This window comes from Oceanobacillus sojae, assembly GCF_007991515.1.
Classification (GTDB): domain Bacteria; phylum Bacillota; class Bacilli; order Bacillales; family Amphibacillaceae; genus Oceanobacillus; species Oceanobacillus sojae.
On sequence record NZ_BJYM01000009.1, the window covers coordinates 77,264 to 92,143 of the forward strand.

The 14,880-nt window shown below is 38.8% G+C and carries 13 protein-coding genes; 3 read left to right on the forward strand and 10 right to left on the reverse strand.

The genetic code is table 11. The features are described from left to right. Positions 1-39 precede the first annotated feature (39 nt). Positions 40-597 carry a GNAT family N-acetyltransferase gene (locus OSO01_RS11670; protein WP_147210616.1) on the reverse strand — a complete coding sequence of 186 codons (558 nt, stop codon included), beginning with the start codon at positions 595-597 and terminating at the stop codon, positions 40-42. Between the two features lie 125 nt (positions 598-722). Here OSO01_RS11670 and OSO01_RS11675 point away from each other — a divergent pair, with 125 nt between their 5' ends. After that, positions 723-1,493, forward strand: coding sequence for a class I SAM-dependent methyltransferase (locus tag OSO01_RS11675; protein WP_147210617.1), 771 nt, complete (start codon positions 723-725; stop codon positions 1,491-1,493). Positions 1,494-1,537: 44 nt separating this feature from the next. On the opposite strand, the gene OSO01_RS11680 is transcribed toward OSO01_RS11675, so the two are convergent. From OSO01_RS11680 to OSO01_RS11695, 4 genes are all read right to left on the reverse strand, one after another. Further along, the gene (locus OSO01_RS11680) at positions 1,538-2,956 is read right to left on the reverse strand and encodes a SpoVR family protein (RefSeq protein WP_371863295.1); all 1,419 of its coding nucleotides are present in this window, start codon (positions 2,954-2,956) and stop codon (positions 1,538-1,540) included. A 180-nt stretch (positions 2,957-3,136) separates the two neighbouring features. Further along, positions 3,137-4,309, reverse strand: coding sequence for a sporulation protein YhbH (yhbH, locus tag OSO01_RS11685; protein ID WP_147210619.1), 1,173 nt, complete (start codon positions 4,307-4,309; stop codon positions 3,137-3,139). A gap of 237 nt (positions 4,310-4,546) precedes the next feature. Further along, positions 4,547-6,442, reverse strand: a complete 1,896-nt coding sequence (locus OSO01_RS11690; protein WP_147210620.1) for a PrkA family serine protein kinase — start codon at positions 6,440-6,442, stop codon at positions 4,547-4,549. A gap of 132 nt (positions 6,443-6,574) precedes the next feature. Then, entirely contained in the window at positions 6,575-7,015 is a 441-nt protein-coding gene (locus OSO01_RS11695; RefSeq protein WP_147210621.1) for a hypothetical protein, read from the reverse strand. A 158-nt stretch (positions 7,016-7,173) separates the two neighbouring features. Here OSO01_RS11695 and OSO01_RS11700 point away from each other — a divergent pair, with 158 nt between their 5' ends. Then, complete coding sequence (locus OSO01_RS11700) at positions 7,174-7,971, forward strand: Cof-type HAD-IIB family hydrolase (RefSeq protein ID WP_147210622.1); 798 nt, start codon at positions 7,174-7,176, stop codon at positions 7,969-7,971. Positions 7,972-8,088: 117 nt separating this feature from the next. Here the strand turns inward: OSO01_RS11700 and OSO01_RS11705 are convergent, their stop codons facing one another. Then, positions 8,089-8,631, reverse strand: coding sequence for a GNAT family N-acetyltransferase (locus tag OSO01_RS11705; RefSeq protein ID WP_147210623.1), 543 nt, complete (start codon positions 8,629-8,631; stop codon positions 8,089-8,091). Positions 8,632-8,952: 321 nt separating this feature from the next. Here OSO01_RS11705 and OSO01_RS11710 point away from each other — a divergent pair, with 321 nt between their 5' ends. Next, positions 8,953-11,004 carry a catalase gene (locus OSO01_RS11710; RefSeq protein WP_147210624.1) on the forward strand — a complete coding sequence of 684 codons (2,052 nt, stop codon included), beginning with the start codon at positions 8,953-8,955 and terminating at the stop codon, positions 11,002-11,004. Between the two features lie 140 nt (positions 11,005-11,144). Here the strand turns inward: OSO01_RS11710 and OSO01_RS11715 are convergent, their stop codons facing one another. The 4 genes from OSO01_RS11715 to OSO01_RS11730 form a co-directional block, all read right to left on the reverse strand. After that, complete coding sequence (locus tag OSO01_RS11715) at positions 11,145-11,969, reverse strand: aldo/keto reductase (RefSeq protein WP_147210625.1); 825 nt, start codon at positions 11,967-11,969, stop codon at positions 11,145-11,147. 115 nt (positions 11,970-12,084) lie between these two features. Continuing rightward, on the reverse strand, positions 12,085-13,035 hold the full coding sequence (locus OSO01_RS11720) for an MBL fold metallo-hydrolase (protein ID WP_147210626.1): 951 nt from the start codon (positions 13,033-13,035) through the stop codon (positions 12,085-12,087). A 39-nt stretch (positions 13,036-13,074) separates the two neighbouring features. Next, positions 13,075-13,854, reverse strand: coding sequence for an enoyl-CoA hydratase/isomerase family protein (locus tag OSO01_RS11725; RefSeq protein WP_246145140.1), 780 nt, complete (start codon positions 13,852-13,854; stop codon positions 13,075-13,077). A gap of 37 nt (positions 13,855-13,891) precedes the next feature. Continuing rightward, complete coding sequence (locus OSO01_RS11730; protein ID WP_147210627.1) at positions 13,892-14,848, reverse strand: NAD(P)H-dependent flavin oxidoreductase; 957 nt, start codon at positions 14,846-14,848, stop codon at positions 13,892-13,894. Positions 14,849-14,880 lie beyond the last annotated feature (32 nt).

Here is a 14,880-nt window from a genome sequence, read left to right on the forward strand (position 1 = left end):
AAAAAGTACATGCGGTTTAAACTGCATGTACTTTTTCCTTTACCCCTTAAATTCTTCTTTTAAAATGGAATAAATTTTTAAGTCCTCTTGCTTCCCTTTTCTTTGCATTGACTTTCTTAAAGTTCCTTCATAGGTCATTCCAGATTTCTCCATCAATTTGTAGGAAGCAATATTATCTGGACGGCATCTGGCATAAATTCGTTCCAGCTTTAATTCTTCAAATCCAAAACGAAATATTTCCCGGACAGCTTCTGTTCCAATACCCTTCCTCCAGTACTCTCTGGAAAGAACATATGCAAGCTCTGCAAAATAATGCTTCTGATTCCAGTTTAAATCAATTGTTCCAATAACACGGTTTTTCTTTTTCCAAACGATTGCCCATGCTCCCCCTGTACCTTTTTTATACTGAGCAAATAAAAACTCCATAAACGCTTCTGTATCTGCTATTGTTTCATGTGTTTCCCAAGTCAAAAACGTGGTCAGATCCGGATCGGAAGCATAGTCGTAAACATCCTGCAGATCTTCTCTCTTCATTTGCCTTAAAAGCAGTCTTTCCGTTTCCAGAACTGGAAATGGAATAAATGGACTTTCCTGCATTGCTTCTCCTCCTCTTTTATGTAAAAATTAAGACAATTATACACAAAAATATTAGTTTTTCCAAGTACTTTCCATTTTTAAGTTTAGATACACATTAAAATACTATTACGAAAGAGGTCTTTCCTATGTCCTACACAAAAATCAATGAAGCCATTTGGAATAAATGGAGTAAAGAAGGCTACCGCTGGACACAGCCAATTTCCACAGAAGTATTTCAAAAAGCCAAAGAAGGTGTTTGGAATGTATTATTAACTCCGAGTATTCCTGTTCCCAAAACATGGTTCGGCAGTTTAAAAGGTAAGAAGATATTAGGCTTGGCTTCCGGTGGAGGCCAGCAGGGGCCGATTTTTAAAGCATTAGGAGCTGAGGTTACAATCATGGACTTATCTGACGCACAATTAGAAGCGGAGCGAACCGTTTCCGAACGGGAAGGTTACGATATTAAACTTGTGAAAGCTGATATGACAGAACGCTTTCCTTTTCCAGATGATTCTTTTGACCTTATTTTTCATCCTGTCTCCAATACGTATGTAGAAAACATTGAGCCAGTCTGGCAGGAATGCTATCGTGTTATGAAAACAGGCGGACAACTGTTGTCAGGCTTTACGAATCCTGAAATTTATTTATTTAATGATGCTGATAAGCTGGAGGATATTCGGGTTGTTCATCCGCTCCCCTATAACCCGTTAAAGGATTTCACAGAAAAAGAACGGGCAGAATTAATCGAAAATGATGGGGTTCAGTTCAGCCACACAATGGAAAGTCAAATTCGGGGCCAATTAAAAGCCGGTTTTTTGCTGAAGGATTTTTATGAAGATTTCGCGTCTACTGAGGATGATTATATTCTTTCTAAGTACTTTCCACAATTTTATGCGAGCCTGGCAATAAAATTATAAACAATCAGCTGACCAGACACCAGGTCAGCTGATTCAATAATTATTTAAATCCGCTGCTTATACATTTCTTTTCCATCGTAAGTGTAAAGTGTTTCTTTCCCTTCAACAACTGTTTCTAAATGGACAGATCTTCCCCATAACTGATGGATATATGGTAAAACATGCTCCAAATATTTAATATCCAGCTCAATATCCTCATAGCCGTGACGTAAATACAGCTCCCCATTCCGGAGATAGTCACCATTTTCTACTGTGATATATGGAAAGCCCCCATTTACACGCTGGGAGACAAGCTGATCGCGAATTTGTACATAATCCTTTTCTGTAATCCGATAATCTCTCCCTTTCTTCTCAAAAAGGTACATATCCTCTTTAGCAACTAATTCCTTCGTCAAATAGTTACGGATAAAAGAAATATCGGAATCCATTTCCCTTACTTCAAAAATTTTATCTCTTCCTTTATTCGGTTCACAGCCATTTCTTATCATTTCTTCGGTTGGGTTGTTATAGCGTTCTTCAATATCTTCAAAGATTTTTATCCCTAAGTAATAAGGATTGATTGATGTCCGGGATGGCTGAACAACACCAGCATTCAATTTAGCATATTCAAGCGTCTCTGCTGTTGTTAAATCTAATTCACGCATAATTCGCTGATGCCAATAGGAGGCCCACCCTTCATTCATTACTTTCGTTTCTAATTGCGGCCAGAAGTAAAGCATTTCCTCCCGCATCATCGTCAATACATCACGCTGCCAATCCTCCAGTTCTCTGCTGTATTCTTCAATAAATAATAATAAATCTTTTTCAGGAGAAGGGGGGATTTTCTTTTGCTTTTTTATTTTTCTCTTCTGCGAATGTTTTTCACTTGAATCTAAGCTCCACAGATCATCGTACTCTCCTCTTTTTTTATAGCTGTCTTCATCTGTGGTGTCGTCTTCTGTTTTGGGTGGCAGTTTAAATCGGACAATCGATGGATCAATATGCTCCTGAATCGATAAAATGGCGTCCAAAAAGCTCTCTACCTCTTCCTTCCCGTGCACCATTTCATAATGGGCAATACGCTCAGCAGTTGCTGTCATACTTTCCACCATATCTTTGCGGGTATTGGAAAAACGGATATTATTTTTAAAGAAATCACAATGTGCCAGTACATGGGCAATAATTAATTTATTTTGAATCAGGCTGTTTGTATTTAATAAAAAGGCATAGCATGGATCAGAATTAATCACCAGCTCATAAATTTGACTTAAACCTAAATCATATTGCAGCTTCATTTTATGGAATTGCTTTCCGAAGCTCCAATGGGTAAAACGCGTCGGCATACCGTAAGCTCCAAATGTATAAATAATATCTGCTGGACAAATCTCATAGCGCATCGGATAAAAATCCAGACCAAACCCTTTAGCTACCTCAGTAATTTCTTCGATAGCATTCGTTAACTCCTTTGTTCCGTTCAAGTGGATTCCCCCTTTAATCAGCTACTACTAGTCTATGTTTCCCGGATGAAATCTTGCCCTTCCTATATTTCTTTCGCAAAATAAAATAAGGAAACTCGCTTTAGCTAAACTTCTTCTGCAATAGTATTTATCAGCAATAAAACAGCCCAAAGAAATAATTATGCAAATCTTTGAGCTGTTATTTTTTTATACATGTTCTGCGGTCTTTTTAAAAAAGCTCTTCATGGCATGATATACATCTGCCTTTTCTTTTAATACATAATGCTTAAACTTAGGGTCTTCGATAGTTTTATAGGCATTCATCAAGGTTGAATAACGATTATAGCCGTTTACTTCCCCATAACCAAACATATTTGATTTCTCCATCAGCTGGTGGACTAACTCAATGCATGTCTTGTTATCCGAGCTGATATTCTCTCCGTCTGAAAAATGAAATGGATAAATATTATAGCGGGACGGATTATATTTTTCCTCAATTACTTCCAAAGCTTTATAATAAGCAGATGAACAAATAGTTCCCCCACTTTCTCCTTTTGAAAAAAATGCCTCCTCCGTAACTATTTTAGCCTCGGTATGATGGGCAATAAATTCAAATTCCACACTTTCATATTTGGTTTTTAAAAAACGGTTCATCCAAAAGAAGAAGCTGCGAGCAATATACTTTTCAAAAGCCCCCATTGAAGCACTCGTGTCCATCATTGCCAGGACTACTGCTTTGGAATCGTGACGGATAACTTCATTCCAAGTCTTGAAACGCAAATCATCATTATAAATCGGTGTAATTTGTGCCTTTCCATCCCGGGCATTCCTTTTTAATGCTGTTAATATCGTCCGCTTCTTATCGACATTCCCCATTAATCCTTTTTTTCGTACATCATTAAATTCGACCTTTTCCGTAATAATCTCTGATTTTTCTTTTTCCTGCAGATTAGGGAGCTCTAATTCTTGAAATAATGCATCTTCTATCTCCGCAATGGATACTTCTGATTCATAATAATCCTGACCCGGCTTATCTCCAGCCTTCTTTCCATTTCCAGCTCCGGCCTGCTGGCCATCACCGCTTCCGGGTGCACGGGCAACAACATCTCCAACTTCTGAATCTCCGTTTCCCTGTCCGACATGCTTTGATTTTTCATAGTTATACCTGATTTTATATTCATCCAGTGAACGAATTGGTATTTTTACCATATCTTTTCCATTGGACATAATGATGTTTTCTTCACTGACTAGATCAGGCAGATTCTTCTTAATTGCATCTTTAATTTTTTCATTATGACGCTGTTGATCCTGATAACCTTTTCGGTGGAGAGACCAGTTTTCTTGGGAGACGACGAAATTATGCTCTTGCTCATTGGACACTCGAATCCTCTCCTTATATTTTAATTGTTTCCAATCATCAGTTTATGGTACAAACAGTTTTAGAAACATGCTTTATCTATTCTATGCAAGAGAGGATAAGTTATTGCAGACGGATTAAAAGAATTTGAGGTTTTTAGAAAACCTATTTTCTTTATCAGAAAAAATAAAAAGTGGCATCCATCTTCATCTGGATACCACCTATTATTTTTTCTAAGATAGAAGACCACAGCTATAGCTTTACCGGTTTAATAGACTTCCCACATAACGCAGCAGTTCATTCGCAGACACCGAATTATACCCATGCTCATCAATAAGGCGGGCAATTACCTCGTTAATTTTCTTCAGCTGTGATTCATTTGGTGTTTTCGAGGATGTTGTAATTTTCACAACATCTTTTAAATCAGCAAATAATTTTTTCTGAATCGCTTCACGAAGACGTTCGTGTGATTGATAATCGAACCGCTTGCCTTTGCGTGCATAGGCAGATAAGCGGATTAGAATTTCTTCACGGAAACCTTTTTTCGCATTTTCAGAAATACCAATCTGTTCCTCAATCGAACGCATTAATTTTTCATCCGGATTCATTTCCTCTCCGGTAAGCGGATCACGTAATTTATTCTGGTTACAATAGGCCTCTACATTATCAAGATAGTTATCCATTAAAGTCTTCGCAGATTCTTCATAGGAATAAACAAAGGCTTTTTGAACTTCTTTCTTCGCAATTTCATCATATTCCTTTCGGGCAATCGAAATATAATTTAAATATTTATCCAAGTCATCCTTTGAAATAGATGGATGCTGATTTAATCCTTCTTTTAACGAACGTAATACATCCAGAGCGTTAATCGACGGAACTTCTTTACGGATAATCGTTGAGGAGATACGGTTAATGACATATCTTGGATCAATTCCTGACATTCCTTCATCTGCGTATTCATTTAATAGATCCTCTACATCAATTTGATTATAGCCCTCCACACTTTCTCCATCATAGAGCCGCATCTTTTTCACCACATCTACAGTCTGTTTTTTCGATTCCTTTAATCGGGTCAGAATGGAGAATATTGCTGCTGCCCGCAAGGCATGTGGAGCCACATGTACATCAGCAATATCACTTTCCTGAATCATTTTTTGATAGATCCGTTCCTCTTCACTGACCTTCAAATTATATGGAATTGGCATAACAATCATTCTGGAATGAAGCGCTTCGTTCTTTTTATTGGAAATAAATGATTTATATTCCGATTCGTTTGTATGAGCAATAATTAGCTCATCAGCGGAAATTAACGCAAATCTTCCTGCTTTAAAATTCCCTTCCTGAGTAAGAGAAAGCAGATGCCATAAGAATTTTTCATCACTTTTTAAAATCTCCTGGAACTCCATCATTCCACGGTTCGCTTTATTTAATTCCCCGTCAAATCGATAAGCCCGCGGATCAGATTCTGATCCAAATTCCGCAATCGTTGAAAAATCAATGCTTCCTGTTAAATCAGCAATATCCTGTGATTTTGGATCTGATGGGCTGAAGGTTCCAATACCCACCCTTTTATCCTCGGAGAAAAAGATCCGCTGCACCTTGACATCTTCAATCCTGCCGCCGTATTCCTTCTCTAAACGCATCGTATTCAGCGGCGATAAGCTGCCTTCGATCCGGATACCATACTCTTCATAAAAATCCTCCCGCAGATGTTGCGGTATTAAATGAAGAGGATCTTCATGCATTGGACAATTTTTTATCGCATACACTGCACCTTCATCTGTACGCGAATATTGCTCCAGGCCACGTTTCAGCAAGCTGACAATCGTGGATTTCCCTCCACTGACGGGGCCCATTAATAATAAAATTCGTTTTCTGACATCTAATCTTCGTGCTGCCGGGTGAAAATATTCTTCTACTAAGCTTTCAATTGCAGATTCTAATCCAAAAATAGCTGATCCAAAAAACTGATACATTTTGTGGTTATCCTTCTCTTTGACTCCCGCATTCTTTATCATATTATAGACACGGGAATGAGCAGTTTGTGCAATTGTGGGGTTTTCTTTTACCAAATCTAAGTATTCCGCAAATGTACCTTCCCATCCCAGTTGCTTTTCTGTTTCTCTATCATTTTTTACTTTGTTTAAAATATCCATCGCAGGCTCCCTCCATCTTGCAACGATTTCTATATCCTATGCAGAGGAAGTTTAAAACATGCTCTATGGAAATATTTTAGAAAAACAATCTGTCTCATTTTCAAACAAAAAAATATGGCAGGAAGTCCGCTTTTAATCAAGTACTTTTTCATTATATGTATCCAAGTCATACCTTTCTCCCTGAATAATCGTATACTGGGTTTTTCCTCGTTCAACAATCCAAACCATCACTTCAGCCTCATCTGTTTGCGCTGTAATAACAAATAAATTCTGTTCATCTGATAACCCGATTGATTCTATGTAATTATCTTGCAGCTCCCGGTCACGAATAAGTGTAATATTCATCATATTTACTCCATACATCGCTCGGACATCCTCTGCTGCTTCATTCGTTAATTCCTCTATTGGATGTGCTTCTAAATATTCCTCTGAAAAGTAAGAAGCAACATTTTCTTCCTCACCCATAAGGGCAGCTGTATACATATCATTTACTATCCGGGCACTGTTTGGACTTAAGCAGCCTGCCAGAAAAACCGGAATACACATTACAATTAGCAGTACTAGGCGTTTCATATCATTAACTCCTCATTTCTTCATCTATCCTGATTGTAAGCGATTTGCATATGTTTGTGAAGAATAATTGAATTAGGTGGATAAAGGTCTTCAGTTGAATCTCGACAGAAGTTCCATCATAATAGGAAACGAATGATGAAGGTGAAATGAGGGATTAGATGGTATCAGATAAAAGCATTATTTTTTTCGATATTGATGGAACACTGTTGACGGAAGAGGAAAGAACACTGCCAGAATCAACGAAAAAGGCGATTTTCAAGTTGAAGGAGCTGGGTCATGAGGTTGCTATTGCAACAGGCCGGGCAAAATTTTTATTTGAAGATTTACGAAAAGAATTAGATATTGACACTTACATATGCTACAACGGGCAATATGTTGTGTTTCGCGGAGAAGTTATCTATGCAAATACTTTAAATCCAAAAGCTTTGGATGAATTAACAGCATTTGCTTTAAATAAAAATCACCCTGTTGTTTATATGAATGATAAAAAAATGACAACAAATGTACCTAATGACCATCCATATATCGTGGAAAGCATTTCAACATTAAAAGTAGATGCTTATCCATCCCAGGAACAGGATTTTGTAAAGCATAATAAAATTTATCAGGGGCTCCTCTTCAACACAGAAGGAGAAGAGAAGCTTTATCAAGATACATTTACTGATTTTGATTTTATCCGCTGGCACCCTAAATCTGTAGATGTTCTTCCAAAAGGCGTTTCTAAAGCCCTTGGTATCAAGAAACTACTTAAATATCTTGATTTCTCTGCTGAAAGACAATACGCTTTCGGAGACGCTTTAAATGATTTAGACATGCTTAAAATGATTCCTAATGGGGTCGCTATGGGAAATGGTTTACCTGAAGTGAAGGAAGCAGCTGCTTATGTCACAAAGGATGTAAGTGACGATGGCATTTTATATGGCTTACAAATGGTCGGACTGTTGCCGAAAGATTGAGAGCTTGGTTAACCCGACCCTCGGTATCTAAAAGATTAACATCTTGCTAAGAAGTGGAATAAAGAGCTTTTCCCATGGGGCAGCTCTTTATTTTTTTAGCAATTTTTTTAAATCAGGTTATTGTTCAAGTATTCCAAAAAAGATAAGATCTATATACTCATCATCTTTTTTAACATGTTCTTTCAAGGTTCCTTCTTTTTTCATACCTATTTTCTTCATGATTCTTCCGGAAGCCGGGTTTGTATGAAAGTAACGCGCAAAAACTTTATGATACCCTTTCTCTGCAAAAGCAAATTCAAGGACAGCCTCTGCTGCTTCTGTTGCATAGCCATTCCCCCAATATTCCTCACCGATCCAATAAGCTAATTCACCATTACTAAATTTTGACTGATTAGAGAGCGCTATAGCGCCGTACAGCTTTCCAGTCAATTTATCAGTAATGGCAAATTCAAAGCTTCTTTCTTCTTCAAAATTTTCAAAATGATCTTTTATCCAAATTAATGCATCCTCTTTATAATATGGATATGGAAGATACAAGGCATTTTTGTAAATATTATAGTTATTACGTAGCCGGGTAACTTCTGGAGCATCTGATTCTTTAAACAGGCGCAGAAACAGCCTGTCTATACCTATTATTCTTGCCTCCTCACTATAAGCCATTATCTTTTCCCTTCTAATTCTTTATAAATTAAGGCTTTTTGTTTTTTTGAGATTGTTCTTTCATCCATTTTGCTCTGGAAAGCATTCCCCACACTCCCGCTATTGCCAATATGATAAAAATAATAAAATTAATCCAGCCCATATGCTCTCTCCTCTTTGATATCTGTCTACTTCTAATATTATTATATACACTTCAAAAAGCAATCTAATCATTTTAAATATAATGCAATATTTATCCTTCTCTGCCTTCAGTCATATATCCATTTTCAGGCGAATATACTCCTATTATTGTGAAGAAATTCGTCTAAAAGGAGGATATACATGACAGACAGCAATAACCGGAAACCGGAGGAAAATAAAAAAATCAGACAACTGGAAAAATTTTATAGAGAAAATGAAGGAAAACCGATGACAACGGATGAATCGGTTAAAATTTCGGATGATGAGAATACACTCAGTGCCGGAGATCGCGGACCGCAGCTTTTGGAGGATTTTATTTACCGTGAAAAGCTCTCGCATTTTGATAGAGAACGTATTCCAGAGAGAAATGTCCATGCGCGCGGCTATGGAGCGCACGGAATATTTGAATGCTATGAATCACAAGCAGATTTAACAGATGCACATTTCTTACAGGAAGCTGGCAGAAAAACACCTACATTTGTCCGTTTTTCACAGGTTGCCGGATCAAGGGGAGCTAACGAGACATTACGTGATGTGCGTGGTTTTGCAACGAAATTTTATACGGAGGAAGGGAATTTTGATTTAGTCGGCAATAACATCCCTATCTTTTTTATTCAGGACGGCATTAAATTCCCTGATTTAATTCATGCATTAAAACCGGAACCAAATAATGAAATTCCTCAAGGGCAGACAGCGCACGATACTTTCTGGGATTTTATCGGCAGTAACGAAGAATCGGCAGCGATGATGATGTGGATTATGTCCGACCGTACAATCCCGCGCAGCTTTCGGATGATACAAGGCTTCGGTGTGCATACATTTCGTCTTGTGAATAAAGAAGGTGTGTCACATTTTTGTAAGTTTCATTGGCGGCCAACCTTAGGTGTACACTCTCTTATTTGGGACGAAGCCCAAAAAATCGGCGGTGCTGATCCAGATTTCCATCGGCGGGATTTATGGGAGAATATTAACAAAGGGAATTTCCCTGAATACGAGCTGGGCATTCAAGTTATCCGTGAGGACCAGGAGTTTGATTTTGACTTTGATATTTTAGACGCTACCAAGCTGTGGCCGGAGGAGCTTATCCCCCTTAAAAAAATTGGGAAAATGACCTTAAATAAAAATGTCGAGAATGTATTTGCAGAGACAGAACAGGTTGCCCTTCATCCAGGAAATATTGTGCGCGGAATTGATTTTACTAATGATCCGCTTCTGCAGGGCAGATTGTTCTCCTATGCAGATACACAATTTTATCGTGTTGGCACAAATTTCAAGCAAATCCCGATTAATTGTCCTATCCACACAGCACATAATAATCACCGTGATGGTGCAGCACGTTATGTTATTGATAAAGGTCAAGTTGCTTATCATCAAAATTACCTGGCTGACAACACCCCTTATACTGTTCCCGGCGATAAAGGGGGATTTGTCACCTATCCATCTCTTGTTGAAGGGAAAAAGGTGCGTAAAACAGCTCCCAGCTTTGAAGATCACTTTTCACAAGCAAAGCTTTTCTGGAACAGTATGAGTGATGTGGAAAAAAGCCATATCCTGCAGGCATTCAGCTTTGAGCTTGGGAAAGTGAAAACACCGGCAGTTCGTGAACGTGTGATTCGAATGCTTGCCCATATTAGCAGGCCATTGGCTGTTTCTGTTGCTGAGCAGGTTGGCGTACCAGCTCCGCCGGAGGATATTCAGGAATCCGATGTCACTGCTTCCTCACCGGCTCTAAGTATGAGAAATACGATTTTTACTGCAGATACCTTAAAGGTCGGGGTTATTATTGATGAGCAATATGACAGTAATGCCTTGGAAGCTGCTATGGCTTCATGGAAAAAAGCTGGATTGCAGCCTGTCTTTGTAAGCAGTAAACTTGGAACATTACAAGGAACAGGCGGAGATACGATTTCCGTTGATGACACATTTTTAACAGGATCCCCTCTGCTGTATGACGGTTTATTCGTTATCGGCGGTCCTTATGCTACAAGAGATTTTCATTTTATGGCGAATCAATTTATTGTGGATCAGTTTAATCATTATAAACCAATTGGAGGTATCGGCGAAGGAGCTGAATGGATAGAAGAAATCCACCTTCAAGATCGTCCCGGTGTTTTAGCAAGTAAGTCTCCAAATGAAGGCTTCTATAAAGCCTTTGTTAATGCAATGGCCAAACAGCGTTTTTGGAATCGGTAGGAAATGAAAAAACAAGAAAATCAATTGGTCTTTAAAACACTGATGTTCTTGCCAAAGAAAATGTCTACTACGGGAATCGCCCCGATCTATGAAGAAATGCTCAGCACTGGAAAGTTACCTGCGCTGAGCATTTTTATTTATTAATAGTCGTCTGGATTAGATCCGGAACGGCTATTTTCATTTAGAGCATCAATCTGCTTCATTTCTTCTTCTGTTAATGTAAAATCAAATATAGCTGCATTCTGAATAATTCGTTCAGGTGTAATTGATTTAGGGATAGTAATCACATTATGCTGAACATCCCAACGCAGAATAACCTGTGCTGCATTCTTCCCGTACTTTTCTGCAATAGAGACAAGTGTTGGATGATCTAACAGCTGGCCACGCTTTAACGGAGACCATGCTTCCAGGTGGATTCCCTGTTGTTCACAAAATGCACGTAATCCTTCCTGTGTTAAATGTGGATGGAATTCAACCTGGTTAACTGCGGGTATAACCTCGGCTTCCGGAAGCAGCCGCTCTAAATGCTGAATATGAAAATTGCTGACTCCTATTGCACGGACACGTCCATCATGATAGAGCTTCTCTAACGCTTTCCAGGTATCCACAAATGTTTCTTTCACTGGCCAATGAATCAGATATAAGTCCAGATAATCCGTATCTAATTTTTTAAGGCTTCGTTCAAATGCTTGCAAGGTAGATTCATAGCCTTGTTCATCATTCCATACTTTTGATGTCAGGAAAATATCTTTTCTTGGTACACCAGACTCCTTTATTCCTTGTCCGACGCTGACCTCATTCTGGTAAAACGAAGCTGTATCAATACTGCGATAGCCGTGCTCCAATGCAATTTTCACTGCATCTACTGCAATTTGCCCTTCCTCAACCTTGTACACACCAAGTCCAAATTTAGGCATATCGACACCATTATTCAATGTAACTGTATCCTGCAAATGTCCACTCATATTTCATAACCTTCCCTTCCCGACTTTTCTTTCATCATATAATAACTGATACCAGAAAGGAAAGTGAAAGGAATCTGTAAATCAGAGTTTTCATGATTTATACAGCTGATGTTTCCTATCTATGACTGCCAATATGATAAATATAAACACCTTCCACTAATTCCCGCTCACATTCACCCGCCAAACGTAAATATTCCAGATGAGCGGCCGTTTCACCAACTGCAAACCGGGTATCATGAACTGCCAGCTGTTTTGGAAAAAGCGTTTTCATTGTTTCATAGATAGTTAATCCGCTTTTCAGCATTTCCTGCAGGCTGTTTAAGCGTTTTTCATGATGTGCTTTAATTTCAGATATCCGCTTCGATGCATCCTGGAATGAGCTGCCATGTGATGGAATAACCCATTCTACATCCAACTTCTTTATCTTTTCCAGGGATTTCAGATAATTCTCTAAAGGATTAGGATCACCGTGAAACCAGTAGGAGATATTCGGAGTAATTTTCGGCAGAATATGATCTGTTGACAAAAGCACACTGTTCTCCCGATTATAAAAGGTGACTAACCCATCTGAATGACCTGGTGTATGTATAATTTCATAGGCATATTTTCCAAATTGAATTGTTTCTCCTTCATTCAATAGGTTTTGAATCTTTGGATATGGTGTTACCAGCGGTGCAAATGAGGCTGTATTTTCTGCCAGTGCCCTGCTTATATCCTCTGGAATACCTGACCGCTGGTAGTTTTCCTGCAGATTTTTCAAAAAAGGCTTTTCCCAGGCCTGAAGAGCAATCTGTAAATCAATTTCTGGCATCCAGACCTCCGCACCCGTTTTTTCCTGCAGCTTTCCCGCATAGCCAAAATGATCCGGATGGTAGTGTGAAATAATAATATCAGTAATCTGTTTTCCTGCTAATTCTTTATCCCATACTTTCTCAGTTTCTTTATTATGCAGCCCGGTATCTAGCATTTTATAACCGTTCTCCTCCTCGGCTAGAAAACAGTTTACATGATTCAGCCGAAAAGGTAATGCCAATCTGATCTGTTTGATTCCTAATTCATCTATCATGGAGATCACTTCCTTCTTAGAAATCAGGCTCTCTTTTCATTATTTTCCTTTAAATGCCGGATTTCTTTTTTCAAAAAATGCCTGAATGCCCTCTTTATTATCCTCTGATTGCAGCAGCAGGGTCTGAATCGCTGTTTCCTGCAAATCATTTGTACCGGTGCTCCATTCATCTGCATGGTTCACCATATGCTTTACAAATTTATTGGCAAGCGGCGGTCCGTTGACAATAAAACCAGCATAATCTGCAGCTGCTTCCAGCACATCTCCTTCTGTGACCTTGTTTACAATGCCACGATGGTACGCTTCTTCTGCTGATACAGGTCTTCCAGAAGAAATCCATTCCTTTGCTATCGCACTTGGCAGATTATCTGTTAATTTCTTTAATAAGCCCAGATCAGGTATTATTCCGACATTGGTAAAGCTGCATACAAAGGCTGCATCCTTTTTGGCTACTACAAAATCTGCTGCAACAGCAATGCTGAACCCTGCTCCTGCTGCAAAACCATGAACTGCACTGATTACGTATTTATCAAGCTCCCGGATGGTCTGAATAATTTCCAATGCCTGTTTCATATATTCCATTATTTTTACACTGTTATCCAGTGTGTGCAGTACTTCTAAATCACCGCCAGCTGAAAATATCTTTCCCTCGCCGCTGATAATAACTGTCTTAATAGCAGAATCATTCTCTGCATCCTTCAATGCTTCTACAAAACCATTTGCCATTTCAATCGAAAGGGCATTCCGTTTTTCTGGACGGTTCATGGAAATAAAAGCAATTGATTCTTTCTTTTCATATTTCACTGCATCTGCCATCATCTATCACTCCCTCATCTATTGTCATCATATAGTTTTTTCAAGTAAGTTGATGGATGTTTTTCGCTTGTTTATATGCCTGTTTTAATTCAGTAACAGCTTCCTGTACAGTCTGTGTTTTACTGGTCCCGCCGACACCTTGGCCGGCTCCCCAGATATCCTTCCAGACTCTAGCAGATGAATCAGAAAGCTTCTTAAAATCAAGCCCGGCTTTTTCCGGTAATTTTTCTGGGTCGAGACCGGCTTTAACAATGCTTGGTATCAGATAATTAGCAGGAATACCGCTAAAAGCAGGCGTATACATAATATCAGCAGCAGCAGATTGAATAATGGATTCCTGATAAGCAGCACTTGCTCCGCTCTCTGCAGTTGCAATAAAATGCGTACCAACATAAGCAAAATCAGCTCCTAACAGTTCTGCTGCCAATATCTGTTCTCCCTTTGTAATTGTCCCTGCCAAAGCAACCGGCCCATCAAAAAAGCTCCGTACCTCATCCATAAATGCAAATGGATTTAATATTCCTGCATGCCCTCCTGCTCCTGCTGCTACTAAAATTAACCCATCGCTGCCTTTTTCCAATGCTTTCTTGGCAAACTTTATATCAGTAACATCGGATAAAACAAGCCCGCCATAGTTATGAACAATCTTTACAACAGGCGAAGGATCCCCTAAGGAAGTAATAACAATTGGAGGCTGATGCTTTTCGATTAATTCCAAATCCTCATAGAATCGTTTATTGGAGGAATGACTGATAAAATTTACTCCCCAGGGAGCAATTTTCGCAGTTGGATCTGCTTCTGTCTTTTCTAGTAATCTCTCATTAATTTCAGTCATCCAGCTATCTAAAACCTCTTTTGTACGTGCATTAAGAGCCGGGAATGTTCCAATAATCCCAGCTTCACAAGCCCCGACAACCATATTAGGGTTAGAAATTAAAAACATTGGAGCCATAATAACCGGCAGCTCCATTCTTTTTTTTATATCCGTCAGCTGCATTTGAACATCTCCTTTTATATTAAAAAACGAAC